Source organism: Agrobacterium sp. 22-223-1, assembly GCF_053522385.1.
The window spans coordinates 2,433,698-2,457,852 of record NZ_JBNWCN010000001.1; the positions used below are offsets into that span (position 1 = coordinate 2,433,698).

Annotated in this window: 24 protein-coding genes and 1 pseudogene; 12 read left to right on the forward strand and 13 right to left on the reverse strand. The window is 62.2% G+C overall.

The window, feature by feature from the left end:
• The first annotated feature begins 148 nt into the window (after positions 1–148).
• Together ACQZ60_RS12050 and ACQZ60_RS12055 are read left to right on the forward strand one after the other, a co-directional pair.
• Complete coding sequence (locus ACQZ60_RS12050; RefSeq protein WP_003522931.1) at positions 149–745, forward strand: DUF1134 domain-containing protein; 597 nt, start codon at positions 149–151, stop codon at positions 743–745.
• 272 nt (positions 746–1,017) lie between these two features.
• Positions 1,018–2,235, forward strand: a complete 1,218-nt coding sequence (locus ACQZ60_RS12055) for a hypothetical protein (protein WP_448735296.1) — start codon at positions 1,018–1,020, stop codon at positions 2,233–2,235.
• A gap of 195 nt (positions 2,236–2,430) precedes the next feature.
• Here ACQZ60_RS12055 and ACQZ60_RS12060 read toward each other — a convergent pair whose 3' ends face one another.
• A complete protein-coding gene (locus ACQZ60_RS12060) occupies positions 2,431–3,285 on the reverse strand; it encodes a TrmH family RNA methyltransferase (RefSeq protein WP_448735297.1) in 855 nt (284 codons plus the stop codon).
• Positions 3,275–3,667, reverse strand: coding sequence for a hypothetical protein (locus tag ACQZ60_RS12065; protein ID WP_448735298.1), 393 nt, complete (start codon positions 3,665–3,667; stop codon positions 3,275–3,277). Before ACQZ60_RS12065 ends, ACQZ60_RS12060 begins: the two co-directional genes overlap by 11 nt.
• Positions 3,668–3,705: 38 nt before the next feature.
• Here ACQZ60_RS12065 and ACQZ60_RS12070 point away from each other — a divergent pair, with 38 nt between their 5' ends.
• From ACQZ60_RS12070 to rpoH, 3 genes are all read left to right on the forward strand, one after another.
• Positions 3,706–4,728: an RluA family pseudouridine synthase gene (locus ACQZ60_RS12070; RefSeq protein WP_035259711.1), complete on the forward strand. Its 1,023-nt coding sequence runs from the start codon at positions 3,706–3,708 to the stop codon at positions 4,726–4,728.
• A gap of 275 nt (positions 4,729–5,003) precedes the next feature.
• Positions 5,004–5,828 (forward strand): class I SAM-dependent methyltransferase, encoded by an 825-nt coding sequence (locus ACQZ60_RS12075; RefSeq protein ID WP_448735299.1) that lies wholly within the window; start codon positions 5,004–5,006, stop codon positions 5,826–5,828.
• Between the two features lie 166 nt (positions 5,829–5,994).
• Positions 5,995–6,897, forward strand: a complete 903-nt coding sequence (rpoH, locus tag ACQZ60_RS12080; protein ID WP_003522581.1) for an RNA polymerase sigma factor RpoH — start codon at positions 5,995–5,997, stop codon at positions 6,895–6,897.
• Positions 6,898–7,335: 438 nt separating this feature from the next.
• On the opposite strand, the gene ACQZ60_RS12085 is transcribed toward rpoH, so the two are convergent.
• Positions 7,336–9,630 (reverse strand): hypothetical protein, encoded by a 2,295-nt coding sequence (locus ACQZ60_RS12085; protein WP_448735300.1) that lies wholly within the window; start codon positions 9,628–9,630, stop codon positions 7,336–7,338.
• A gap of 70 nt (positions 9,631–9,700) precedes the next feature.
• Complete coding sequence (locus ACQZ60_RS12090; RefSeq protein ID WP_004429984.1) at positions 9,701–10,999, reverse strand: adenylosuccinate synthase; 1,299 nt, start codon at positions 10,997–10,999, stop codon at positions 9,701–9,703.
• 241 nt (positions 11,000–11,240) lie between these two features.
• Between ACQZ60_RS12090 and ACQZ60_RS12095 the strand changes: the two genes are divergently transcribed.
• On the forward strand, positions 11,241–12,128 hold the full coding sequence (locus tag ACQZ60_RS12095) for a DMT family transporter (protein WP_448735336.1): 888 nt from the start codon (positions 11,241–11,243) through the stop codon (positions 12,126–12,128).
• A gap of 92 nt (positions 12,129–12,220) precedes the next feature.
• On the opposite strand, the gene ACQZ60_RS12100 is transcribed toward ACQZ60_RS12095, so the two are convergent.
• Positions 12,221–12,754 carry a transglutaminase-like cysteine peptidase gene (locus tag ACQZ60_RS12100; RefSeq protein WP_060723664.1) on the reverse strand — a complete coding sequence of 178 codons (534 nt, stop codon included), beginning with the start codon at positions 12,752–12,754 and terminating at the stop codon, positions 12,221–12,223.
• A gap of 665 nt (positions 12,755–13,419) precedes the next feature.
• Here ACQZ60_RS12100 and ACQZ60_RS12105 point away from each other — a divergent pair.
• On the forward strand, positions 13,420–14,004 hold the full coding sequence (locus tag ACQZ60_RS12105) for a transglycosylase SLT domain-containing protein (RefSeq protein ID WP_004429977.1): 585 nt from the start codon (positions 13,420–13,422) through the stop codon (positions 14,002–14,004).
• Between the two features lie 168 nt (positions 14,005–14,172).
• Here the strand turns inward: ACQZ60_RS12105 and ACQZ60_RS12110 are convergent, their stop codons facing one another.
• From ACQZ60_RS12110 to ACQZ60_RS12130, 5 genes are all read right to left on the reverse strand, one after another.
• Positions 14,173–14,787: an alpha/beta hydrolase gene (locus ACQZ60_RS12110; protein ID WP_060723665.1), complete on the reverse strand. Its 615-nt coding sequence runs from the start codon at positions 14,785–14,787 to the stop codon at positions 14,173–14,175.
• Between the two features lie 256 nt (positions 14,788–15,043).
• Positions 15,044–15,988, reverse strand: coding sequence for a VOC family protein (locus ACQZ60_RS12115; RefSeq protein ID WP_112593150.1), 945 nt, complete (start codon positions 15,986–15,988; stop codon positions 15,044–15,046).
• 163 nt (positions 15,989–16,151) lie between these two features.
• A complete protein-coding gene (locus ACQZ60_RS12120; protein ID WP_020809731.1) occupies positions 16,152–17,228 on the reverse strand; it encodes a siderophore-interacting protein in 1,077 nt (358 codons plus the stop codon).
• A 71-nt stretch (positions 17,229–17,299) separates the two neighbouring features.
• Positions 17,300–18,013, reverse strand: a complete 714-nt coding sequence (ung, locus tag ACQZ60_RS12125) for a uracil-DNA glycosylase (RefSeq protein WP_448733936.1) — start codon at positions 18,011–18,013, stop codon at positions 17,300–17,302.
• A 23-nt stretch (positions 18,014–18,036) separates the two neighbouring features.
• On the reverse strand, positions 18,037–18,432 hold the full coding sequence (locus tag ACQZ60_RS12130) for a VOC family protein (protein WP_003522591.1): 396 nt from the start codon (positions 18,430–18,432) through the stop codon (positions 18,037–18,039).
• A 270-nt stretch (positions 18,433–18,702) separates the two neighbouring features.
• Here ACQZ60_RS12130 and ACQZ60_RS12135 point away from each other — a divergent pair, with 270 nt between their 5' ends.
• The gene (locus tag ACQZ60_RS12135; RefSeq protein ID WP_020809733.1) at positions 18,703–19,059 is read left to right on the forward strand and encodes a YbaN family protein; all 357 of its coding nucleotides are present in this window, start codon (positions 18,703–18,705) and stop codon (positions 19,057–19,059) included.
• 15 nt (positions 19,060–19,074) lie between these two features.
• Here ACQZ60_RS12135 and ACQZ60_RS12140 read toward each other — a convergent pair whose 3' ends face one another.
• The 3 genes from ACQZ60_RS12140 to ACQZ60_RS12150 are packed head-to-tail and all read right to left on the reverse strand — an operon-like array spanning position 19,075 to position 21,832.
• Positions 19,075–19,857, reverse strand: coding sequence for a heme ABC transporter ATP-binding protein (locus tag ACQZ60_RS12140; protein WP_020809734.1), 783 nt, complete (start codon positions 19,855–19,857; stop codon positions 19,075–19,077).
• Positions 19,854–20,942 (reverse strand): FecCD family ABC transporter permease, encoded by a 1,089-nt coding sequence (locus ACQZ60_RS12145; RefSeq protein WP_020809735.1) that lies wholly within the window; start codon positions 20,940–20,942, stop codon positions 19,854–19,856. Before ACQZ60_RS12145 ends, ACQZ60_RS12140 begins: the two co-directional genes overlap by 4 nt.
• A complete protein-coding gene (locus ACQZ60_RS12150) occupies positions 20,939–21,832 on the reverse strand; it encodes a heme/hemin ABC transporter substrate-binding protein (RefSeq protein WP_031233725.1) in 894 nt (297 codons plus the stop codon). The genes ACQZ60_RS12145 and ACQZ60_RS12150 overlap by 4 nt, the downstream gene beginning before the upstream one ends.
• Before the next feature lie 187 nt (positions 21,833–22,019).
• Here ACQZ60_RS12150 and ACQZ60_RS12155 point away from each other — a divergent pair, with 187 nt between their 5' ends.
• From ACQZ60_RS12155 to purU, 4 genes and pseudogenes are all read left to right on the forward strand, one after another.
• Positions 22,020–22,367, forward strand: a complete 348-nt coding sequence (locus tag ACQZ60_RS12155) for an antibiotic biosynthesis monooxygenase family protein (protein ID WP_003522597.1) — start codon at positions 22,020–22,022, stop codon at positions 22,365–22,367.
• Positions 22,368–22,376: 9 nt separating this feature from the next.
• Positions 22,377–22,901 carry a heme utilization cystosolic carrier protein HutX gene (gene hutX, locus ACQZ60_RS12160; protein WP_020809737.1) on the forward strand — a complete coding sequence of 175 codons (525 nt, stop codon included), beginning with the start codon at positions 22,377–22,379 and terminating at the stop codon, positions 22,899–22,901.
• A gap of 180 nt (positions 22,902–23,081) precedes the next feature.
• Positions 23,082–23,858: a YbaY family lipoprotein gene (locus ACQZ60_RS12165; RefSeq protein ID WP_448735301.1), complete on the forward strand. Its 777-nt coding sequence runs from the start codon at positions 23,082–23,084 to the stop codon at positions 23,856–23,858.
• 205 nt (positions 23,859–24,063) lie between these two features.
• A pseudogene (purU, locus tag ACQZ60_RS12170) lies at positions 24,064–24,155 on the forward strand (formyltetrahydrofolate deformylase); the annotation flags it as partial.

Here is a 24,155-nt window from a genome sequence, read left to right on the forward strand (position 1 = left end):
GCCAAATGCCTTAACAGGCCACACTGGAGCCCCGTGTATCCGCAAGGATGCGCGAAACATGCTGTAGAACTTTGACTCTGGGCATCGGCCCTTTCGAAAACCGATTCGGATTTTCGAACCGATGCGCTAACGAAACAGACGGACGGACATGACGATGCGCCTTACGAAAACCCGCACCATTGCACGCCTCGGACTGGGAAAGATTGTCGCGCTCCTTGCGAGCCTCCTGATATGGGTCGCACCGGCCGCGGCCCAGAACAGCGATCAATATTCTTTCCAGGAAGTCGTGGATGCAGGCCACGGATTCTTCGGTGAAACCACCGGCGGCCTTGCCAAGGTGGTGGAGCGCGCCTTCCAGCAATACGGCCTTCCGAACGGTTACATTCTGGGCCAGGAAGGCTCCGGCGCCTTCGTCGCGGGCCTCACCTATGGCGAAGGCACGCTTTACACCAAGAATGCCGGCCAGCACCCCGTCTTCTGGCAGGGCCCCTCCCTCGGCCTCGATTATGGCGGCCAGGGCACCCGCGCCATGATGCTGGTCTACAACCTGCCCTCCGTCGATGCGCTTTACCGCCGTTACGGCGGTGTGAGCGGCTCCGCCTTTATAGTCGCCGGCGTCGGCATGACCTATCTGAAGAGCAGCGACGTGACCCTTGCCCCCATCCGCACCGGCATCGGCGCGCGCCTCGGCATCAATGTCGGTTACCTGAAGCTCACCCAGCAGCCGACCTGGAACCCCTTCTGATTATGCGAGGGTGCCGCGTCTTTCTTCTCCCCAAGGGGGAGAAGGTGGCCCGAAGGGTCGGATGAGGGGGCAACGTTGCTGTATCTCACCGCCCTTGCCCCCTCATCCCGCTGCCGCGGACTTCTCCCCCTCGGGGAGAAGAAACAAGTGGCGCCGACACCGCCTGTGCAATTGCCGGGAGCCCCCTCCCCACGGTTGCAATAATAGCGTAACGTGCTTTCGCGCCCCTCTTTCCGAATGCGCGCGTATCTGAGTTTCGGAGACTGTCCCGCGTGATCGAATATGCCATTCTCTTCGGATTGGGTTTTCTCACCGCAACCCTGCTGGCCCTGTTGATCGCACCCGCGATCCACCGCCGCATCGTCGCCTATACGGAAAACCGCATACGCGCGACAATGCCCATCAGCCCGCAGGAAGTGCGCGCCCAGAAGGACATGGCGCGTGCGCTCTACGCCGCCGAAAATGCCAAGGTCCGCCAGGAACTGGATACGGAACGGGAAAAGAACACCTCGCTGCGCCTCGCCAACGAGGCCGCCTCCAGCGATGCATATCGGCTGGGCGAACAGAACCGCAGCTTCTCCCTGAAAATCGAGGAGCTGACGCTGGAAATCGGCGAATTGCGCGCGGCCCTCGATGCCGCCGAAGAACATGCCGGCGCCGTACAGGCGAACCTCGCACAACAGGAGCAGGCCGCCAACGAGCGCGCCGGCCAGATGTCCGATCTCACCGCCCGCCTCACCAATCTGACGCGCGAGCTGGATGATTCGAAAATCCTCGCCGCCACCCGCGATCTGGAGGCCGAGCAGGCCAAGCAGAGCGCCACGCGTTTCCGCAAGGAAGGCGAGACCGCGACCCGCGAATTGCAGGATGTGGCGGCCCGCAACAAGGAAGCGATGACGGCGGTTGCCCGCGAAAGCCGCAAGGTCACCCGGCTCGAGGAACAGGTCGCGACCGTCATGGCGAAAAATGCCGATCTCGACACGATGCTGACGCTGCGCAACCAGGAAGTCGCCCGCCTCAAGGAACAGCTTGCCGCAACCGGCGGCCGCGCCAACGACATGATCATCCGCCTGCCGAACCCGGCCGTGCCGGTCGAGAAAACGGTTAGCCCATCGCAACCCGCTGCCCCTGCCCCAGCCGCCGCGCTTGAAACCGCACCCGCCGCCGAAGAAGAGGCGGCACCGGAGGAACCAGCCCCCCCGGTCGTGACGGAGCCAGCGGCGTCGCAAGGTCTGGAGCAGGAAATCGAGGATATCCGCAATCAGGGCACCGCGCTCACCGAACGCCTGCTGAACGTGCGCGGCACCGGCAATGACGAACCCATCCGCCGCGAAATCGCAAGGATCGCCGCCGAGATGATCGCGCTCACCGCCGCGCAGGAGGGCGAAAAATCGCCCATTCCGGCGCTGCTCGCCAAGGCCTCCGGCTCATCGGGGCGGGAGAGCCTTGCGAAGCGGGCGAAGGTGGTGATGGAGAAGCGGGAACATTAGGTCCTCGGTGGGTGTGGCCTACCCCCCTCTGCCCTGCCGGGCATCTCCCCCTCAAGGGGGGAGATCAGCTGGGAGCTACCGCTCGCTCATTCGCAACGTTAGAGATGGGCTGAAGAGTACCGCATATCGATCTCCCCCCTTGAGGGGGAGATGCCCGGCAGGGCAGAGGGGGGTGAAGCCGCATACGCCTCGGCATCATACCCGCCCCATAACCCCCGCCATCTGATAAAGCGCCAGCCCCGAAGCCGTCCCCGCATTCAAGCTATCCAGCTGCGGCGATTGCGCAATCCGCGCCGTATGAAACCGTGAGAGCACCGATTGCGGCAGCCCCTCGCCTTCTGTGCCGATCACCAGCGCCATGCGCTCGGATCGGGGAATATCGCGGATCTCGGTCTCGCCACCCGGCGAAAGGCTCCAGATAGCAAACCCGGCCTCGGAAAGCCGCTCCAGCATCTCCACCGCCCCGCCGCCACGATGCCAGGGAACCGAAAGCACCGAGCCGACGGAAACGCGTAGCGCCTTGCGATAAAGCGGATCGCATGAGGTCTCGTCCAGCAGCACCGCATCGGCATAAAACGCCGCCGCGTTACGGAACATCGCACCCAGATTGTCGTGATTGGAAATGCCGCAGCCGACAAGCACCAGCGACGAGGCGGGAAGTGCCGCCGTCATCTCTTCCAGTCCGCGATCCTGAACCCGCCGCCCGAGCGCCAGAATGCCGCGATGCAGGTGAAAACCGACAATGCCATCCAGCACGGGCGCTTCGGCCACATAAACCGGAACATCCGGCGGGAAATCGGCAAGGATATCGGCAACGCCGGAAAGCCGGTTGCGAAGGATGAGGATGCTTTCCGCCGCGAAGGCGCCGCCCGCTTTATGGGCGGCGGCCAGCATGCGCAGCACCACCGTTCCTTCGGCAATGAAGCGGCCCTGACGCCCGGTCAGGTCGCGCTCGCGAATATCGCGAAAGGCGGCGATGCGCGGATCGGCCGGGTCCTCGACCGGGATCAGCACCCGCCCGTCCAGCAGCTTATTGGCCTCACTGGCCATCGACCGTCACATCGGCGAGGAACCGGCCGGCCGCGACGTTGAAGACCAGCGCCTTGCGGGTGCCGTTGGCGAGCCGCCCGTAAAACAGCATGTCGCCGCCGGAATAGCTGACATTGTCGATGACGAAGCCCTGCGGCAGGCTGGCGGTGACGGCAACCGGCCCGTTGCCGGTTGGAACGGCGAGGTTCGGCGCTTCGCTCTGCGTCTGGACGGCCTTCGACGGCCCCATCGCCTTGTAGACAACCGCACCGAAGACGGCCATAAGGCTGATAAACATCACGGAGCCCGACACGATCTGCAAACGGATCATCTTGCGGCGAACTTTTTCCATGGCCGGATCAAGCGGCTTGTCTTCCTGTTCGTCTTGCTCGATCTGCGTCATCGGGTTCCCTGAAATGCTGATGGATCGGAAAAATAAGAATGAACGACCCCTTTAAACAAGGCGGAGACGCAAGGAAAGTCCTGATTGCCGGGGAAAACGCCGAAGGCCGCCTCGATTCATGGCTGGCAGGCGAAGTGGGCGGCGACTTCTCCCGCAGCCGGCTGAAAGCGCTGATCGAGCAGGGCGCGGTCTCCATCAACGGCCAGCCGGTGACGGAGCCGAAAAAGAAGGTGCATCCCAAGGACCGCATCGAAATCGTCATGCCCGAGCCGGAAGACCCGGAACCCAAGGGCGAGGACATTCCGCTCGACGTGGAATATGAGGATGAAGACCTGATCGTGCTCATCAAGCCCGCCGGTCTCGTCGTGCATCCGGGCGCCGGCAACTGGACCGGCACGCTGGTCAACGCCCTCATCCACCATTGCGGCGACAGCCTCTCCGGCATTGGCGGTGTCAGGCGGCCGGGCATCGTGCACCGGCTGGACAAGGAAACCTCCGGCGTCATGGTCGTGGCGAAGAACGACAATGCCCACCGCCATCTCGCCGCGCAATTTGCCGACCATGGCCGCACCGGGCCGCTGGAACGCGCCTACAAGGCCGTTGTCTGGGGCCGCCCGCGCACCCTGCGCGGCACCATCGACGCAGCACTCGGCCGCAGCGCCGACCGCACCAAACGCGCCGTCAAGCACGAGGATTCGGACGATGCCCGCGAGGCGATCACCCATTACGAGGTAATGGAGCGTTACCATGAGCGGCCGGATGCGACCTGCCTCGCCTCCATGGTGGAATGCCGGCTGGAAACCGGCCGCACCCACCAGATCCGCGTTCACATGGCCCATATCGGCCATCCGCTGATCGGCGATCCCGAATATGGCGCGGCCTTCCGCACCAAGGCGAACCTTCTCGAAGAACCGGCAAAGAGCACCGTTCGCGGCTTTCCGCGCCAGGCCCTGCATGCCTATCTGCTCGCTTTCGAACATCCGCGCACCGGCGAGGTGATGGAATTCGAAACCGACCTGCCGGATGACATGGAAGCGCTGACCGCCGCATTGCGTGGCTGAAAACCTGCATGGCGCGGTCAAAAAAACTGCGCCATGCATTTCGCCGGAAGCCCCGGATAATAAAAAAAGATTAGCGGATAGCGATATTCCGCAGTCGGTCCTTTTTATAGACCGCCCCAATTTCGCTTCAATCGTCACACCTCCTCGGCCCCGCAAAGCCTGAAATCGCCGCCATTGAACCGTGGCGATTTCAAGCCTGCCAAATAAAACCGCAGGGACGCCATTCGTTCGATCCGCCCCCCGAACGGAACCGGCATGATGACGGGATCTATCGCATGAATATCGAAGACCGCCGGTTTATCTTTCAGGAGTTGCGCAGCGTCGAAGGCTATATCGACCCGCCCGATGCGCTCGTCTTCAAGGCGCTGTTGCAGGCCCAGACGAAAAGCGGCCTCCATGGCGGCATGGCGGAAATCGGCGTTTATTACGGCCGCTCCTATTTCCTGCTGCGCAAATTCGCCGGGAGGCAGGAAAAGGTGCTGGGCGTCGATCTTTTCGATCTCGATCCGCCCGAAGATGGCAGTCTCGACCAATATGAACGCCTGATGGAAAACGGCCGTCGGCTGGGTTTCGCCATGGATGAAGACCTGATCATCAGGGGCGACAGCACGCGGCTGGCGCCCGCCGACATCACCTCCCGCATCGGCCCCGCCCGCTTCTTCAGCATCGATGGCGGCCACAACCTGCACCACGTTCTGGCCGATGCGAAACTGGCGATGGAGGTGATCGCGCCGCATGGCGTCATCGTCTTCGACGACACTTTCAATCCCGCCTGGCCGGAAGTGACGGTGGGTGTCGCCGATTTCCTGCGCACCCATGGCCACAGCCTCGTCTGCTTCGGCATGACGAAATACAAAACCTATGTCTGCCGCCGGGAATTTCACGCGACCTATGCGGACGCGATTGCCGCCGATCCCGATCTGCAGGCGCTTGCCCATGTGGAGACGCAGTTCCTTGGCTCGAAGGTTGTGCGCCTGCACAATCCCATGCGCCGGCGGGTGATGTATGAGCTGATGGTGCGCTCCGGCCTTGGCGGTTTTTCGGAACGAATCTACCGTTCGAAAGTTAAACAGGTCAAGGAAGGTGTCACTGGAACATAACGCATGTGTGAACGCAGCGTTCGCTTGAAACGCGGCGGGCGCGTACATATCTGTCACATGGGTTCGTGCGGGGTCGGTAACGACCCGCAGCTTACGGTGTGCCTCCGGCGGGTCAGTCGCCGATCAAAGAGGGTACCGTTCCAGACCATAGATAAGGGGGTGCTTTATGGCCCGCAATAGTTTGCCTACGATTACAGCCGGCGAAGCCGGTCTCAATAGATATCTCGACGAAATCCGTAAATTTCCGATGCTGGAGCCGCAGGAAGAATACATGCTTGGCAAGCGTTATGCCGAGCATGGCGACCGCGACGCCGCGCATAAACTCGTCACCAGCCACCTGCGTCTCGTCGCCAAGATCGCCATGGGTTACCGCGGTTACGGCCTGCCGATCGGCGAAGTCGTCTCCGAAGGCAATGTCGGCCTGATGCAGGCGGTGAAGAAATTCGATCCGGAGCGCGGTTTCCGCCTCGCCACCTATGCCATGTGGTGGATCAAGGCCTCGATCCAAGAATATATCCTGCGCTCGTGGTCTTTGGTGAAGATGGGCACGACCGCCAACCAGAAGCGCCTGTTCTTCAACCTGCGCCGGCTGAAAGGCCGCATCCAGGCAATCGACGATGGCGATCTGAAGCCGGAGCATGTCAAGGAAATCGCGACGAAGCTTCAGGTGTCGGAAGAAGAAGTCATCTCGATGAACCGCCGCCTGCATGGCGACGCCTCGCTGAATGCGCCGATCAAGGCGTCCGAAGGCGAGTCCGGCCAATGGCAGGACTGGCTGGTGGACGACCATGACAGCCAGGAAGACGTGCTGATCGAACAGGACGAACTGGAAACCCGCCGCCGCATGCTGGCGAAAGCCATGGGCGTGCTGAACGACCGCGAGCGCCGCATCTTCGAAGCCCGCCGGCTTGCCGAAGACCCGGTGACGCTGGAGGAACTTTCCTCCGAGTTCGACATCAGCCGCGAACGCGTGCGCCAGATCGAGGTTCGCGCCTTTGAGAAGGTGCAGGAAGCGGTGCAGAAGGAAGCGCTGGAAGCTGCGCGTGCGCTGCGCGTGGTGGATGCGTGAGTGGACGCGCTCCTGACGCCGATGCGCTGACCGTGAATCATCCTCGGCCTCCGGCCGGGGATTTTTTATTTGTAAAAGGCGGGCGGGGAAATGCTCTGTCTCTGAGACCCACGATTGTGCTGGAGGAGAAGCGGTAGGGAAAATATCCGCATTTCGGAGTATGCCGCTTACCCCCCTCTGCCCTGCCGGGCATCTCCCCCACAAGGAAGGAGATCGGCAAGACGCGCTGCGTTGCGCTATCTCCGACCGTCAAGAAAAGCGAAACCTCGCCGCGAGTCGATCTCCCCACCTGTGGGGGAGATGCCCGGCAGGGCAGAGGGGGGTGAGCCGCACCCACCCACATCACCCGACAAAGCAAAGACAACGCCGCAGCCATTCCACAAGCACGTCGCCCTTTGCCATATAACAAAAAGGGCGGCCTAAGCCGCCCTTAAATCATCACTGCCCGGTCGCCGGCGTTGCCGCCGCCCATTCGCTGAGCGCCTTGTCGAAGGCGGCGATGCCGTCATTGCCCTTTTGCAGGGTCAGCAGCGCACGCCGGCCGTTGCGGTAGGAAACCGGGATATCGATCCAGTTGCGGCTCTTCAGAAGCTCCAGATTGGTCTTCATCGCATCCGGGAAGTCGTTGAGCGCGATCATGTGGAAATCGTCGGTGATCTTGGCCGGAACCGCGATCAGCGCGTTGCCGCGATCCTGCTCGGTGCTCTTCATCGCGATGCGCTGGACGCTGTCGATAGCGCCGCCTTCGAAGCCGGGCGAAACCGAGAAGACGATCTCGATCAGATGGCTGGCCGGCAGCGACGGATCGGTATTGCGCTTGAAGGTGATCAGCGCGCTGAGGCCACGGCCGGGAACGGTGATCTGGCCCTGCACGGTCGGAGAAGGTTTGCCCTCACCGTCGTTTTCCTGCTGCAGCGACCAGGAAACGCTGCCCTGAATGGCGGTCGGCACCGTCTGGCCCAGCACTTCCTCATAAAGGAACATGCGGTCGCCGGCAGCGGCGGCAGGCTGCTGCGCCGGCGGCGTGCCAGCCGGGGTTCCGGCGGGCGCACCGGCATTATTGGCCGGAGCCTCGCCCGCAGGCGGCGGCGCGACATTCTGCTCATAGACCGACTGGCCTTCGGCGGTGACCGGCTGGCCGTTCGCACCGGCGGCAGGTCCCTCGTCACGCTCGGTGCCGTCGGCCAGAAGCCGCTGGGTGAACTTGGTGCCGCTGACGGAGCCGTCATCGCCATGGGTCGGGGTCTGATGGTTGGTCGGGGTTGTCGGCTGCTGCCCCGTGGCGGGCGGCTGCTGGGTCGCCGGCGGTGTCGAGGTCTGCGCCTCACCCGTGCCGTTCGAAGCCGTCTGGCTGGTGCCGCCGTTCTGTGCGGAACTGACCAGCCCGCCGACCATATCGTTCAGCGCGTCGCGGTTCATCCACACGGCATAACCGCCGCCGGCAAGCAGCGCCACGCCGACAAGGGCCAGCACCAGCGACGCATAATTGCGGCGCGGCTTCTTCTTGACCATATAGGCGGGCGTCGCGGCGGCAGCGCCCACGCCATTCGTTTCGCCCGAAGCCTGACGGGTGGAGGACGACGCGCCGTCATAACCGATCAGCTCGTCCAGATCGTCCCAGGGCGTGCGTTCCTTATTGTCCTTTGCCGCTGCCTGATCGCCGAAGAGATCGTTATCCGCACGCGGCAGCGCCGGCGCGTCCTTGGCGGGAATGGCAATATCCGCATCCTGGAAATAGGACGAGAAATCCTCGACCACGGCCGCCTTTTTCGGAGTCTGCTCTTCCGGCTGGCGATGGTCGTCAAAATCGTGCCGGCCGCCAAACGCCGGAGCATGCTCCACGGCGGCGGGGCCGAAATGGTCGTCCGTCTCGCGCCGCTCATCCTTTTCGTAAGGGGCGGGCTCGAAACTTACTTCCGGCTCCTGGTAATGCTGCGCGGCATAACCGGCAACGAGCGGACGTTCGTCGGTCTCGTTGCGAACCTCTTCATATTCCTCGGCGGCCGGACGCACATCGTCGTCCTGCGCTTCATCGAGCTTGCGCCAGTCATCCTCATCCACCGGCTGCGCCCAATGGGAGGGAACGGAATCATCGGCAGCGCCGAGCGCCGTTTCAGGCTCCGGCTGGTGAGCCGGCTCTTCATCCGTCCGTGTGAAATAGGTGCCAACTGTTTCGTCGGAGCCGTGTGCCGGGGCGGGAACGGCATGAACCGTTTCCGGCGCATCATAAAGCTCTTCCGGCTCGTGTTCGCCGTGACGCTGCTCCTCAGCAGCAACGGCTTCGACGTGCCGGGGCTCTTCCTCTTCAGCCGGTTCTTCGTAAACCGGCTCCGGCTGTGCAGGCGCGGCGGGTGCGGGCTCTTCATAGACCGGCTCGTGCCGTTCCTCTTCCTGCTCAGCCTGTTCCACAGGTTCGGCGGCGCGCGCCTCGTCTGCGTCGGCAGCATCCTGCTGGTAGTAGGATGCCGCCGTCTCTTCGGCTGCCGGGGAGATAGCGTCATCATCCTCAAGCGCGGGAAGCGCCTCGGCATATTCGCTGTCGACCTCGGCAATGGCGGCGTCCAGCTTGGCGATCTGCCGGCGCAACAATTCTTCCGGCGGACGTGGCTTCATATTCTCGAGTTGGCGCACAACCGCACTGCGCGCCTTGTCGTAAACCTTCGCCCGGTTTTCGGGAGTATTGTTCGCCAAGCCATCCACGGCCTTGCGAATGACTGCTACAAAATCCGCCATAAGCACTTTCTCGTCGTGACCGGCGACGTACCGGCCCGATATGGTTTATGAATCTAGATCGCCGAGGACATTAATCCTCAAACGGATCAGTCACAAGTATGGTGTCGTCACGCTCCGGACTTGTCGACAGAAGCGCGACAGGCGCCCCGATCAATTCCTCGACCTGACGGACATATTTGATTGCCTGAGCAGGCAAATCCGCCCATTTTCGGGCACCGACGGTAGATTCTTTCCAGCCTTCCAGCGTGACGTAAATCGGCTCGACGCGCGCCTGCGCGCCCTGGCTTGCCGGAAGATGATCGATTTCCTGGCCGTCGAGCTTGTAGCCGACGCAGATTTTCAGCTCGTCGAGACCGTCAAGCACGTCAAGCTTGGTGAGTGCGATGCCGGTAATACCATTGGTGGCGACCGACTGGCGCACCAGTGCGGCGTCGAACCAGCCGCAGCGGCGCTTGCGGCCGGTGACGGTGCCGAATTCATGACCCTTTTCGCCCAGGAACTGGCCGATCTCGTCATTCAGTTCGGTCGGGAACGGGCCTTCGCCAACACGGGTGGTGTAAGCCTTGGTGATGCCGAGAATGTAACCCAGCGAACCCGGCCCCATGCCCGAACCGGCAGCGGCCTGGCCGGCAACCGTGTTGGAAGAGGTCACATAAGGGTATGTGCCATGGTCGATATCGAGCAGCGAGCCCTGCGCACCTTCAAACAGGATGCGCGCACCGGCGCGGCGCTTCTTGTCGAGCAGCAGCCACACGGTTTCGCTGAACGGCAGGATGCGCTCGGCGATAGAGCCCAGCTCTTCCATAATCGTCTCATGCGAGACTTCGGCCGCGCCGAAACCACGACGAAGCGCATTGTGATGCGTCAGGATACGATCGACCTTGGCGGAAAGCGCCTCCATGTCGGCGAGATCCATGACGCGGATGGCGCGACGGCCAACCTTGTCTTCATAGGCCGGGCCGATGCCGCGGCGGGTGGTGCCGATCTTGGTGCCGCTGTTGGAGGCGGCGTCTTCGCGCATACCGTCCAGCTCGCGGTGCAGCGAAAGAATGAGGGTGGCATTGTCGGCGATACGCAGGTTTTCCGGTGTCACCTTGACGCCCTGCGCTTCCAGACGGCCGATTTCAGCGATCAGCGCATGCGGATCAACGACGACGCCATTGCCGATGACGGCAAGCTTGCCGGGACGCACGACGCCGGACGGCAGAAGCGAAAGCTTGTAGCTGACACCGTCGATGACAAGTGTATGGCCGGCATTATGGCCGCCCTGATACCGCACGACGACATCTGCCCGCTCGGACAGCCAGTCGACAATCTTGCCTTTGCCTTCGTCGCCCCATTGCGAGCCGACCACCACAACATTCGTCATTTCTTGCTTTCCTGCTCATGGCGCTTGCGCGCCCGATAACCCGATGGGAAACCCAAACCCGCGAATGTATACTGTGTTGTTTTACGGAAAGCGACCCTGTTTCTTATGGAGAATTTTGCTTTTTCCGTGACAAGGCGCGGATTTCCCGCATTATCTCGCCCCGTGGGGGCCAAGCGCGGGCGCAAGACCGCCATTCACCCCTTAGCCGTTTTCCCGCCCCGTGAAGAAGCGAAACATCAGCGTGCCCTCCAAAGCCTATATCGCCCTCATCATCGCCACGCTCTGCTGGGGCGGCAACACCGTTGCCGGCAAGCTCGCCGTCGGCCACATCAGCCCCATGGCCTTCACCTTCCTGCGCTGGGTCTTTGCCGTCGCCATCATCTTCGCCATTTCCGTGCCGCAGCTCATCAAGGACTGGCCGGTGGTGAAAAAGCGCCTGCCCTATTTCCTCGTGCTCGGCAGCGTCGGTTACACAGCCTTCAACGTGTTTCTCTACACGGCCCTGCAGCACACCTCGGCCATCAACGCCGCCGTCATCCAGGCCGGCATTCCCATGGTTATCTTCGTGCTGAACTTCATCCTGTTCCGCACCCGCGTGCTGTTCGGCCAGATCGCCGGTTTCTGCCTCACCATTTCAGGCGTGGCGCTTCTCGCTTCGCATGGCGATCCGGTCTCGCTGCTGCAGCTGGAAATGAATGTCGGCGACGCCGTCATGCTGCTCGCGGTTCTGGTCTATGCCATCTACACCGTCATCCTGCGCTGGAAACCGGCGGTCGACTGGCGCACGCTGATGGCCATCCCCGCCTTTTTTGCCCTTCTCACCTCCGTCCCGCTGGTTTTCTGGGAAATGTCGCGCGACAGCGTCATCTGGCCGGATCAAAAGGGCTGGGTGCTGGTGGTCTATGCCGCCATTTTTGCGTCGCTCATCGCGCAGATCCTCTACATCAAGGGTGTGGAACAGATCGGCGCCAACCGCGCCGGCCTCTTCATCAACCTCGTGCCCGTCTTCGGCACGTTGCTGTCCGTCTTCGTGCTCAGCGAAACCCTGCACACCTATCAGATCATGGCGCTCATCATGGCGCTGGCCGGCATTGCCGTGGCGGAACGAAAAAAATCGCCGGTTTCCTGAACCCATAAGGGTCAGGAAAACCGGCGTAGTCTGGCAGGCATGAAAGAATGGAGCATCGGATCGAAAACTGTTTCCGATGCTCGAACGAAAGGTCAGAGCGCGGTTTCTCGCTCAGCCGGAGAAAGGACGGCGTTGCCGAGGACGATATCGCCCTTGTCGGTGGTAACGATCAGCACTTTTTCGAGCGATCCGTCATTGTTCAGCGAAAAGGCAAGGCGCAGGGCGCTCGAAGACCAGCCGGCGCCGGCGAGCGCAGCACGCTTGATCGCGGCGCAATCACCGCAATCGCCAAGGCTTAACGACGGCGTTGCCGGAACATCGGCTGCAAAACCGGAAAAATAATCATCGAGCGCGCCCATTGTGGCGTTCACATCGCGGTTGACGCGCAGCAGTTCCTCGCGGCGCTCGCCGGTCAGCGGCGCGGCGATGGTGGAAACGCATTGGCCGGCGGAAAGAACGCAGCCATCAAAACCACCCGGCGCGGAAATGCCGATCTGGGTGACAGCGCTTTTCTCGACGGCGGCAAAACCACGGGCAAAACCGGCAGCACCGGCCGCATCGGCATGGGTGGACATGGAAGCAACGGCAATTCCGCAGATGGCGGCAGCAATAATCTTCTTCAGCATTTCATACCCCGTTTTGCGATCCGCCGGCTTGTGCCGGTCTCGATTTCTGTTTCGTGGAAGCGTCTCTTTCAAAGGCCGCTCCCCGTCTGTGATCCCACAATGGCACAGCACTGTTTTCAGCCGCTTTAAGCCGATTGCTACAATTTTATCGGTTTTCATTTTTGTACAGAGAACGCTTTTTTTCGAATATGCGCCGGTATCGTCGCCGCGAATTCCGGGGCAACGTCGGGAAGCGATAAAGGGGCCGCATCGCTGCGGGGGTATCAAAGGGTAGTGCAGGGTTTTGCAGACGATGCGGCCCCGGCTTCAAACATATGACCCGCCCGCCAAACCGGTTCCTGTTTGGAGGATGGGCATATGCCGGCCGCCTCAACCGTGACATCGGGAAACTCCCCGGTTTCGGCCGCCTGCCCCGCCCATCCTGCGCCGCGCGCACGCCTGATAACCGGGATGGGCCGAGTATAGCCGGGCCGGCGGGACCGGGGATGCGCGGGGATAAACGCATCTTGAAAAAGGCGCTCGGGGGGCGGTTTCGCCCCATCCCGGACACAGGAATTTTCAGCGGGTTAACAGGCCCTTGATCGGCGGCATTTGAATTAACCTTGTCTTAAAACCCGACGTTAATGGTTAGCAATTTAAGAATAGCGGAACGAAAGGGTTCCGTTATGCGTGGCGTATCTGCCGTTGTTTTCCTGATGCTCGTTCTCGCCGGCTGCGCCACCGCACCGTCGCAGGTGACCAATGCCTGTGCGATTTTCGAGCAGCGGAACGGCATCTTCAACAATTGGCGGCGCGACGCAAAGGCGGCCGAGCGGGAGTTCGGCGTGCCGGTGCCTGTCATGATGGCGACGATCTACACCGAATCCGCCTTCCGCCCCTATGCACGGCCGCCCCGCACCAAGCTTCTCGGCTTCATTCCGTGGAAACGCCAGTCGACGGCCTATGGTTATGCGCAGGCGCTTGATGGCACATGGAGTGTTTACCAGCGTGAAACAGGCCGCTGGTCGGCAAGCCGCACCGATTTCACCGACGCCATCCACTTCGTCGGCTGGTATCACGCCAAGAGCCGTCGCGAAAACGGCATTTCGCTGAACGACCCCTACAATCTCTACCTCGCTTATTATTCCGGCCATGGCGGTTATGCGAAGGGCAGCTGGCGCAACAATTCCGCGGTCCAGAAGGCCGCCCGCCGCTCCGCCAACATGGCGATGCGTTACGAGGCGCAGCTGCAGCAATGTGGATATCGCTGAGGCTGGGGCGGGAATAGCCCAGCCTGCGGTTGCTAGTGCCTAAACCTCTCCTCCGTCATCCTCGGATCAAGCCCGAGGATGACGTCGAGTTTGTGCGACGCTTTTTCAGGAACTGACATGCGCCTGAGTTCCCCACCTGAGGGAGAAAGCCGATAGTAGCGGCGCACTTTACGCCCCATAAGCCGCCAGAAAACCCCTGACCGCATCGATCTCGACGGAGCGGATTTCATGCCCGCCCGGGTGCCACACGGTTTCCACCGTGCCGCCCTGCGCCTTGAGGCTCTGTTCCAGCGCCTTGGTCAGCGGCACCGGGCAAATCGGATCGCGTTCACCGGCCGTGATCAACACCCGGCGCGTGGCTTTGGCGGGGGAGATCTTCGGCTCGAACGGGATGAGCGGATGCATCAGCACCGCAGCGTCGAAAAGCTCGGGCTGTTCGATCAGCACATTAGCAAGAATATTCGCGCCATTGGAAAAACCGAGGCCGATGACCGGACCGGCCTGATAATGCTCCCGGTTCGCCTTGACGAAATCGGCGAGCTTTTCGGTTGCGCGCTGAAGGTCGGCCATGTCGTAGACGCCCTCGCCCGTACGCCGGAAAAACCGCGCCGCGCCGTGTTCGGAAACATCGCCGACCGGCGAGAGAATGGTGGCCTCAGGCAACAGACGCGAGCCGAAATCGAAGAACTGGTTTTCATCACCGCCGGTGCCGTGCAGCAAGACGAAAAGCGGAGCACCCGCAACGCCGGCGCGGGATTTGTGGAAATAGCTGTCCTTGGTCATGGGAGAATCCTTTCTGAAAGGAGGAGATTCAACGGCTTCCGCGCGGCCTCTTCGGCCAGGCGGAGCGATCAGATGGAGCAAACGGATGCGGCTTGTTTCTTCTCCCCGCCGGGGAGAAGGTCGCGGCAGCGGGATGAAGGGGGCAAGAGTGCGATCTATAGCTGACGTTGCCCCCTCATCCGACCCTTCGGGCCACCTTCTCCCCAAACGGGGAGAAGAAATACGTGGCAATGTCCTGCCAAACGCTATCGAGCGGTTAAACCGCCTTCTCATCGCCCAGCGGCTCCAGATGCTCTTCCAGCACGGAGCGCAGATGCGCATGCTGGGTCGGCAGCTTCAGCGCCTCGCCGAGATGGGCGGTGTCCTCGTCGCGGTCGAAACCGGGCTCGTTGGTGGCCACCTCGAACAGCACGCCGCCCGGGGTGCGGAAATAGATCGCCCAGAAATAATCGCGGTCGATGACAGGCGTCACCTGATAGCCGGTATCCATCAGCGCTTTGCGCACCTCCAGCTGCTTTTCGCGGTTTTCGACCGCAAAGGCGATGTGGTGCACGGACCCTGCACCCAACCGCGCGCCAGAGATATTCGGCATGGTTTCGATGTCGATAAAGTCAGCACCGTTACCGCCGGGCATACCGAGGCGCAGAACGCCGTCCTGGCGATCCACTTCCTGATAGCCCATGAATTTCAAGAGCTCGGCGGTCGCACCTTCATCGCGAAGTCGCAACGAGGCACCCTGAAAACCATGGATCGCCTGATCCGCGCCGACGCCGTTGCCGATCCACTGCGCACGGTTGTCATCCCTGACCTCGACCAGCGCAAAGCCGTCGCCATCGGGACCTGCGAAATGCAGGCGCTTGTTACCGAAGGCTTCATCGGCCTTCAGGCCATCCACGCCGGCCTTGGAAAGGCGGTCCTGCCAGTAGCCGAGCGATCCTTCCGGAACGGAAAACAGCGTCGTGCCTACCTCACCGGTGCCGGGACGACCGCGGGCGATATGCGGGAACGGAAAATAGGTCATGACGGAGCCAGGCGTGCCGACTTCATCGCCATAATAGAGATGATAGACGTCAGGCGCGTCGAAATTGACCGTCTTTTTCACCCGGCGCAGGCCGAGCGCATCGGTGAAAAAACTGTTGTTCTGGCGCGCGCTCGCCGCCATGGACGTGACGTGGTGCAGGCCCTTGATCTGGTTGAGCATGATAAACCCCTTTTGCCTGGCGGGCCTCACGGTTGGGGCCTGCCCTGTTCATGGCGTAAAGATGGGGTAACAGCGCTCTCAGGCATAGAGAGGACAACGGGAACGGATTGTTCCCGAATGATGAACGATAAAACCGACTGTTCAACGAGCCCGATAGGGCAGCTCAATGATCGTCGGCGACGCCCAGGGTCCAGTAGCCGACAGCGCGCAGCGATGCTTTCGGGAAAGAAATCTCGTCGGTAAGGAAGGATTTTGCCGCCCTCGCCTCGGATTTTTCGCAGGCGACAAAGACATGCAGGCCGTCATGATCCGCGCTCCAGCCATGGTCGCGCAGCGCCTTTTCGATGAGGCCGGATGTGCCGGCGGGCTTGCCGCGGCGATAAAGCCATGTCCACTCGACATTTGCCGCGCAGACGATCTCCTGCCGCTCGGCTTCATCGTCGATTTCCGCATAGACGCTGAGCTTTTTGCCGGCCGGCATTTCGGCCGCCATGCGCAGCATCACCGGCAGCGCCGTCTCGTCACCGGCAAAGACATAACGCTCGGCTTCCGGGCAAACACCGCTCGGGCCGATGATGCCGAGAACATCGCCGGGCTTCGCCGTCGCGCCGAAGGTTGCGCCCGGCATGTGGTCGCCCTCATGCATGACGAAATCGATATCGACTTCACCGCGCGCGATATCGCCGGAACGGATGGTGTAGACACGCCGTGTGAGAAGATCGTCGCCCGCCGGCCAGACGATGGCCCCGGTGGGCGCAAGATAAGGCCAGACCGGCGCGCGGGCCTGATCCGGCACCAGAAGCAGGCGCACATGCATGCCGCCGGTCAGCAGCCTTTCGATGCCGCTTTCGACGGAAACCACCAGCCGGCGCATATGCGGCGTCAGATTATAGGCGCGGGCGACCTTGCCGACGAAGAGATTGGGCAGCTCACGCTGTTGCGCGCCATGGCCGCTCCAGCGGAAATCCAGCCCCGTCTCGCCGGAGAATTCGACGATATGCTCGGCCACCATGGCCTTTACCGACATCAATATATGTTCGGAAATGCAGCTCACCCTTGCGGCGAAACGGCCGCCCTCGGCGCTGAAGCTGCCATGGCCGTATTCCGTCCTGAACCGCACTGTCGCGCCTTCGCGTTCCATCTCCATATGCTCGGAAAAATGATCCTCGAAAGCATCGACGATCGACAGCGGATCGGGCAGCGAGACGGAGGTTTCGGCAGACAGGAGAGACACGGGCATAATCCTTCACTTTGCAGTCCGGTTATCTTTAATCCCGACAACCGCGAAGCGTAAAGGTATTTTATGAGTGTCTAGAGAAGGTTTTTGTCGCTTCCCACCGTTTCCGGCAATTGCCAGTCGATCGGCTGGCGGCCATGGGAGGCGAGAAAGGCGTTTGCCTTGGAAAAATGGCCATTGCCGAAAAAGCCGTTATGGGCCGAAAGCGGGGACGGATGCGGCGAGCGCAGCACGAGATGCTTGCGCTGGTCCACGAAGGCCGCCTTTTTCTGGGCATAGGAACCCCAAAGCAGGAAGACGACATGGTCGCATTCGTCGTTGACGGCGCGAATGACGGCGTCGGTGAATTTTTCCCAGCCCTGCCCCTGATGCGAGGCGGCGCGGGATTCTTCCACCGTCAGCACGCTGTTGAGCAGAAGCACGCCCTGTTTCGCCCAGCTTTCCAGAAAGCCGTGACCCACCGGGCGAATGCCGAGATCGCTCTGCAATTCCTTGTAGATATTGACGAGCGAAGGCGGAATGCGCACGCCGGGCTGGACGGAAAAGCACAGCCCATGCGCCTGACCGAGCCCGTGATAAGGGTCCTGGCCTAGAATGACGACCTTGACCTCATCGAGAGGCGTGAGATCCAGCGCCCGGAAATATTCCGCACCCCTGGGGAAAATGCGCTTGCCGGCGGTCTTTTCGGCAAGCAGGAACTCCTTCAGCTTGAGCATATAGGGGCTGGCGAATTCGCCGGAAAGAACGCGTTTCCAGCTATCCTCGAGTTTGACGCCTGCCTCTGCCATGCCCGCCTCTCCCATAATCGCGCTTATTTGAACCGGTTGCCGCGTTGCAGCACTTCGATCTTGTAACCATCCGGATCGCAGATGAAAAAGTATTTCGCGAAAGGCTGGCCCTTATAATCGGCTTCGATGATTTTTCCGGGGGAAAGGCCGATCTCGGTGAAGCGCTGGTGCTCGCCATCCACATCGGCCACACTGACCGCAAGGTGACCATAGCCGTCGCCCAGCGCATAGGGCACTTCGCGACCCCGGTTAACGGTCAGTTCCAGCTCGAAATCGCCCTCGGCATTGCTGAGATAGATCAGCGTGAAGTTTTCGAACTCGGCGCGTTCCGCAACCTCAAGCCCGAAAGCCTGTTTGTAAAATTCCACCGAACGCTTTTCGTCCAGCACCCGGACCATCGAGTGGATCAGCTTGGCCATGGTGTTTTCCTTCTTCTTCTCAACCTTTGACGGCCCGGTTATGCTCCGGGCATCGCGGCCCAAGGGGATAAAGACTGCGTGCTTCGCTTTCAACCCTAAAGGCGCTTTTAGACCGACGGGCCAAACGCCGATCACGATAAATGTGATGGAGAAAACCTCTGCTTCGCCCCGTGCGGTAAGGCTCTGCGACAACGACCTGCGGCAACAGGGATGACAGATTCAATGCCGCCGCTCTATCATGAGTAGAGAACTCATGATACCGGCTTATGCATGCGCCTTCTTTATCTCTGTCTTGGCTGGCTTATGGTCGCGACCGGCATTGTCGGCGCGTTTCTTCCCGTTTTGCCCACCACGCCGTTCCTGCTTCTGGCGCTCTGGTGTTTTTCCCGCTCCTCGCCAAGACTCGAGGCATGGCTGCTGGCCCACCCCAGATTCGGCCCTTCGCTGCGGCGATGGCGCGAACGCGGCGCAATCGCCCGCAACGCCAAGGTCGCAGCACTTTCTGCCATGTCTGTCAGTTACGCCGCTTTCTGGTTTCTGAGCGAGCCGCCGCCGCTGCGGGCCGCCATCGTCGCCGCCGTCATGCTCGGCTCCGCGCTCTTCATCGCCACCCGGCCGGAAAGCTGAGGCGAAGGACGGTCCTTAACGGTGGCGCGACTGCGGCAGCACGTAAGGAATATGCCGCGCCGGCAGCCGGCCGACGACACCGCCAATGCCATAGACCCTTGCAATCGTCTCGTCGCTGATCGTTTCCAGCGAGGGGCCGCTCGCCGTCACCCGGCCGCCATGCATGACGATAAGTTGATCGGCAAATTCCGCCGCAAGGTTGAGGTCGTGCAGGATGGCAAGCACCAGCCCGCCGCCGCCTGCAAAGTCGCGCGCCGTTTCCAGCACCGCGATCTGGTGGCCGATATCGAGACTCGCGGTGGGCTCGTCGAGGAAGAGCGCCCGCGCCTCGCCATTTTCCATCGGGTTCGGCACCTGCGCCAGCGCCCGGGCAAACTGCACCCGCTGCTGCTCACCGCCGGAGAGCATGTTGTAGGACCGCTGCTCGAAACCGCGCAGCCCGGCCTTGGCGAGCGCGCGGCGTGCCTGCTCTTCCGGCGCGCGAGACCCCTGTGCGACAGCCCCCATCCGCACGATTTCGAGCGCGGTGAAGGGGAAAGCAAGCTGGGTGCTCTGCGGCAGCACGGCCCTGAGACGGGCGAGCTGGACCGGCGTGAAGGCCGGCAGGTCGATGTCGTTATAGGTCACCGAACCGCCCTCGGCGCGCATTTCGCCCGAGAGAACCTTCATCAGCGTGGATTTGCCCGCACCGTTGGGGCCGATGATGACATTGACCTTGCCGGGCTTCAGATCGACGCTGACCGCATCGAGAAGCCGGCGGCCGGAGCGGATGAGAGTGAGGTTTTCGGCCCGGATCATGACATGTTCCGCATGGAAAAACCGCCGCGTCCCAATAGCAGGAACAGGAAGACCGGCGCGCCGATGAGCGCCGTGACGACGCCGATGGGCAGTTCCGCCGGTGACGCGACGGTGCGGGCGAAACTATCGGCCAGAAGCAGAAGTGCTGCCCCGCCAAGTGCGGAGGCCGGCAGCAGGAAGCGGTGCGACGGGCCGATGGCGAGCCGCAGAAGATGCGGCACGACGATGCCGACGAAACCGATCGAGCCGGCCGCCGCCACGCTTGCCCCGCAGGCGGCGGCAACGGCCAGAATGACGATCCGCTTCAGCCGCTGCACCGGAATGCCCATGTGAAAGGCGGCGGCATCGCCCAGAATGAGCGCATCCAGCCCGCGCGCGACGAAGGGAATGATGGCCAGCACGATGACGATGAAGGGCAAGGTGGCGAGCACCTTGGCGGGCGTGGCCCCGCCGAGCGAACCGAGCGACCAGAAGGTAATGTCGCGCAGCGCCCGGTCATCGGCCATGAAAATCATCAGCCCCGTCAAAGCACCGCTGATCGCCGCCACCGCGATGCCGGCCAGAATGAGCGTGGTGGTGGAGGTGGCGCCATCCTTCGTCGCGATCAGGTAAAGTACCCAGGTGTTCAGCAACCCGCCGAAAAACGCCATCAGCGGCAGAAAATGCGGGCCGAAAAACACGGCGACGGTGGCAAGCGCGCCTTCCCCGAGAGAAATGGCCGCGACCGCGAAGAGCGCTGCACCCGAGGTGACGCCGACAATGCCGGGATCGGCCAGCGGATTGCGAAACAGGCCCTGCATCATCGCCCCCGAAACGGCAAGCCCCGCGCCGATCAATATGCCAAGCGCCGTGCGAGGCAGACGAACCGCCTCGAGAATGACCCTGTCGCGCGCATCGAGCTGATCCGCGCCGCCGGTGAAATAAGCCCAGAGTTCGGACATGCCGACGCCCGTGGGTCCGCTGACCAGCGACACGCCACAGGCAAACAGCAGGATGCCGACGAGCACGGCGAGGGTGACGACCCCCTGACGGGATCTGTCGCCCGCAACCCTGCCTTCAGCGGAACTCAAGGCTGCAAGGCTCACGGCTTCACCACCTCAGGATAGAGCTTGGCTGCCAGCTCGCGGCCCGCAGCGGGCGTGCGCGGGCCAAAACCGATGAGATAAAGCCCATCCATGCTGATGAGCGCCTTGCTGGCAGCGGCAGGCGTGGACTGGAAGGCCGGCAGCGCGAAAGTCTCATCCGCCTTGGCGGCGTGGTCGCCGCGCGCCATGGTCAGCACCACGTCGGGTGCCGCGGCAATGACCGCCTCATCCGTCAGCGGCTTGTAACCCGTGATCTCCTGAGCCGCATTGATGCCACCTGCCATTTCGATGATCGCGGCGGCTTCTGTATCCTTGCCCGCCGCCATGATGCGGCCACCGGCGGTGGAAAGCACGAAGAGAACCCGCTTCCTGCCCTTTTCCGGCACGGCGGCGACATCTTTGGCGAGCGCATCGAGCCCGGCCTTGGTCTCGGCAGCCAGCGCCTTCGCCTTGTCAGAAAGACCGACTGCCGCGCCGACATCCTCGATCTTTTTGGGGATGGCGTCGCCGCTCGGCGGCGTATCGACGGTGACGAACGGCACCGCACTTGCCTTCAGGATGGCGATGACATCCGCCGGGCCGGACCCGTCTTCGGAGAGGATGAGATCGGGCTTTTGCGACAGGATGCCTTCCGACGAGAGCGCCCGCATGTAACCGATATCCGGCTTGGCAAATGCATCGGCCGGATAGCTGCTGGTGCTGTCACGCGCAACGACGCGGTCTCCTGCGCCCAGCGCATAAAGGATTTCGGTGACCGTGCCGCCCACCGCGACGATGCGTTTCGCTTCCGGATTGCCCTTGTCCGAAGCCATGGCGGCAGGTGCGGCAAAGGCGATTGCGGCGGGCACGAGAGCGGCGAAAACGAAGGAACGAAGGCGGGAATTCAACATGGCGCTATCCTGAAACACGACCCGGCGCGGCTTTCCCTGCGCCAATTAATCTTGAGTTCTTTACACATGTTTATGGGCGGCGCAATCGATAAGTGGAGTAAATTTGTTCGCTTTGTCGTGAACCCCTTTCCAACCTCCCCGCGGCTGGATATCCTGACTCAAACTGGAAACTTAAAGGGAGAATTTCATGTTTATCGCAATGAACCGTTTTCGTGTCGTGCCGGGTTATGAAGAAACCTTCGAATCCATCTGGCGCGAGCGCAAATCGCATCTGAGCGAATTGCCGGGCTACATCGAATTTCACATGCTGAAAGGCCCGAAGGCAGATGACCACACGCTTTATGCCTCGCACACCGTCTGGGCCACCAAGGACGATTTCCTCGCCTGGACGAAATCCGAACAGTTCCGCGCCGCCCACGCCAAGGCCGGCGAAAATCGCGGTAAGGTGGAATATCTCTCCGGCCCGCATTTCGAAGGCTTCGACGTCATCATCCATGAAGACAAGAATGGCGAACGCCGTTCGATTGCCGCCTGAGGCCGCCCGATGAGCATTGCAGCCCAAAAGACCGACGACGACAGGCAGGCCCGCGCCGCCGCTGCGCTCGCCGAAAAGCCTGATGGTATCGTGGAGGCCATCGCCGCCAAGGCCGAGGTGACGCCGGCCGAAATCCTGGCGATCCTGCCGGAAGGTGCCGCCGTTTCCGCTGCCGCCGACCGCTTCGACGCCATCTGGAACGAGATGCGCGGGTGGGGCGAAGTCCTGATGATCGTGCAGACCGGCGATATCGTGTTCGAAGTGCCGGGCCACCTGCCGGAAGGCAGCGAAAGCCACGGCTGGTTCAACATCCACGGCGACAGCCCCATCGGCGGTCACATCAAGAAGGACAATTGCGCCGGCATCACCTTCGTCGACCGCGGCTTCCACGGCCGCCGCTCCTGTTCCGTCTGGTTCATGAACGCCGCCGGCAGCGCCATGTTCAAGATTTTCGTCCGCCGCGACGAGAACAAGGAACTGCTGGCCGGGCAACTGGCGAAGTTCGAAGCGCTGCGGGACGGTTTCCGCGGCTGAGACCCGTGGGGAGGCTGCCAGCAGCCTCCCCACTGCTTTCATAATCGCACGCACGCGTCATCATTCGCCTGGGACCTCACCGGCTCACGCGTGAGAAAACAACCACCGGTTCATCGCCCGTTCAGTGCCGTTTTTTATCATCCGCTGAAATTTGATCGGCACCAGCACGGAGCAAGCACCATGACCGACCGCCAACCTCTTCTTTCGCGCCGCAGTTTCGCCGGGCTTGTTGCGCTTGCGCCGCTTTTTGCAGCGGGCGGCGCGGCTGCCGCACCGGCAAGCCTGCGCGGCAGCGTTTCCTATCGCGAGCGCATCGCCCTGCCGCCGGGCGCGACCGTTACCGTGCGGCTGATCGACGTTTCGCTGGCGGATGCGCGGTCGCAGACGATTGCCGAGACCACCATCCGCCCGCGTGGGCAGGTGCCGGTGCCCTTCGTGCTGCGTTATGATGACCGCGACATCCGTGGCCGCCGCTCCTATGCGCTGAGCGCCGAAATCCGCGACCGCGACCGGCTGCTCTTCACCACCACCCGCCGTTATTCGGTGCTGACCGGCGGTCGCGACGATACCGACCTCGTGCTTGAGCGCGTCGGTGCCGGCCCGGGCCGGCCGGAGCCGGAAGCCGGTATCGATGGGCGCTGGCTGGTACAGGACATCCTTGGCGAGCGGGTTCGCGGCCGCCGTCAGGCGACGCTGGAAATTACCCGCGAGGGCCGCGTTTCCGGCAATGCCGGTTGCAACGGCATCGGCGGCGAGGTGAAGATCAGCCGCAACCGCGTCGATTTCGGCCGGATGATTTCCACCCAGATGGCCTGCGCGCCTGACATCATGCGCCAGGAACGGCAGTTCATCGAAGCGCTGGAGGGCGCCCGCTCCTTCAGGCTGGAGCCGCGCCGCGGCACGCTGGAACTGCTCGACGGTCGCGGCCGCACCGCGATGCGCCTGCGCCGCGCCTGAGGCCGGAACGGCCCACAGAAACAGCTGGCGTCGCTGTGCTGGCCATGGAACATTCCATGTCGCTTCCGGCACGGCGCGCTGCCCTTTCCCGCACTATGACTTTGGCTGCGTTCGTCTTGACGCTTTGCTCCGCCGCAGAGCTGCGCTATGGAACGCGCCGAACTGCGCCGGCTGATGCCGGCGCGACGTCTTTGAGGGAAAACGAATGACATCCTATGTTCTGACCGTAGCCTGCAAATCGACCCGTGGCATTGTGGCTGCGATTTCCGGTTATCTGGCGGAAAAAGGCTGCAACAT

Bases quoted from the DNA above. Each gene is read 5' to 3' on its own strand.
- ACQZ60_RS12090 (WP_004429984.1), bottom strand. From the start codon at position 10,999: ATGACGAATGTTGTGGTGGTCGGCTCGCAATGGGGCGACGAAGGCAAA.
- ACQZ60_RS12115 (WP_112593150.1), bottom strand. From the start codon at position 15,988: ATGCTCAACCAGATCAAGGGCCTGCACCACGTCACGTCCATGGCGGCG.
- ACQZ60_RS12155 (WP_003522597.1), top strand. From the start codon at position 22,020: ATGTTTATCGCAATGAACCGTTTTCGTGTCGTGCCGGGTTATGAAGAA.
- ACQZ60_RS12105 (WP_004429977.1), top strand. From the start codon at position 13,420: ATGCGTGGCGTATCTGCCGTTGTTTTCCTGATGCTCGTTCTCGCCGGC.
- ACQZ60_RS12165 (WP_448735301.1), top strand. From the start codon at position 23,082: ATGACCGACCGCCAACCTCTTCTTTCGCGCCGCAGTTTCGCCGGGCTT.
- ACQZ60_RS12120 (WP_020809731.1), bottom strand. From the start codon at position 17,228: ATGCCCGTGTCTCTCCTGTCTGCCGAAACCTCCGTCTCGCTGCCCGAT.
- ACQZ60_RS12065 (WP_448735298.1), bottom strand. From the start codon at position 3,667: ATGACGCAGATCGAGCAAGACGAACAGGAAGACAAGCCGCTTGATCCG.
- ACQZ60_RS12075 (WP_448735299.1), top strand. From the start codon at position 5,004: ATGAATATCGAAGACCGCCGGTTTATCTTTCAGGAGTTGCGCAGCGTC.
- ACQZ60_RS12085 (WP_448735300.1), bottom strand. From the start codon at position 9,630: ATGGCGGATTTTGTAGCAGTCATTCGCAAGGCCGTGGATGGCTTGGCG.
- ACQZ60_RS12070 (WP_035259711.1), top strand. From the start codon at position 3,706: ATGAACGACCCCTTTAAACAAGGCGGAGACGCAAGGAAAGTCCTGATT.
- hutX (WP_020809737.1), top strand. From the start codon at position 22,377: ATGAGCATTGCAGCCCAAAAGACCGACGACGACAGGCAGGCCCGCGCC.
- ACQZ60_RS12110 (WP_060723665.1), bottom strand. From the start codon at position 14,787: ATGACCAAGGACAGCTATTTCCACAAATCCCGCGCCGGCGTTGCGGGT.
- ACQZ60_RS12135 (WP_020809733.1), top strand. From the start codon at position 18,703: ATGCGCCTTCTTTATCTCTGTCTTGGCTGGCTTATGGTCGCGACCGGC.
- ung (WP_448733936.1), bottom strand. From the start codon at position 18,013: ATGGCAGAGGCAGGCGTCAAACTCGAGGATAGCTGGAAACGCGTTCTT.
- ACQZ60_RS12050 (WP_003522931.1), top strand. From the start codon at position 149: ATGACGATGCGCCTTACGAAAACCCGCACCATTGCACGCCTCGGACTG.
- ACQZ60_RS12060 (WP_448735297.1), bottom strand. From the start codon at position 3,285: ATGGCCAGTGAGGCCAATAAGCTGCTGGACGGGCGGGTGCTGATCCCG.
- ACQZ60_RS12130 (WP_003522591.1), bottom strand. From the start codon at position 18,432: ATGGCCAAGCTGATCCACTCGATGGTCCGGGTGCTGGACGAAAAGCGT.
- rpoH (WP_003522581.1), top strand. From the start codon at position 5,995: ATGGCCCGCAATAGTTTGCCTACGATTACAGCCGGCGAAGCCGGTCTC.
- ACQZ60_RS12150 (WP_031233725.1), bottom strand. From the start codon at position 21,832: ATGTTGAATTCCCGCCTTCGTTCCTTCGTTTTCGCCGCTCTCGTGCCC.
- ACQZ60_RS12100 (WP_060723664.1), bottom strand. From the start codon at position 12,754: ATGCTGAAGAAGATTATTGCTGCCGCCATCTGCGGAATTGCCGTTGCT.
- ACQZ60_RS12140 (WP_020809734.1), bottom strand. From the start codon at position 19,857: ATGATCCGGGCCGAAAACCTCACTCTCATCCGCTCCGGCCGCCGGCTT.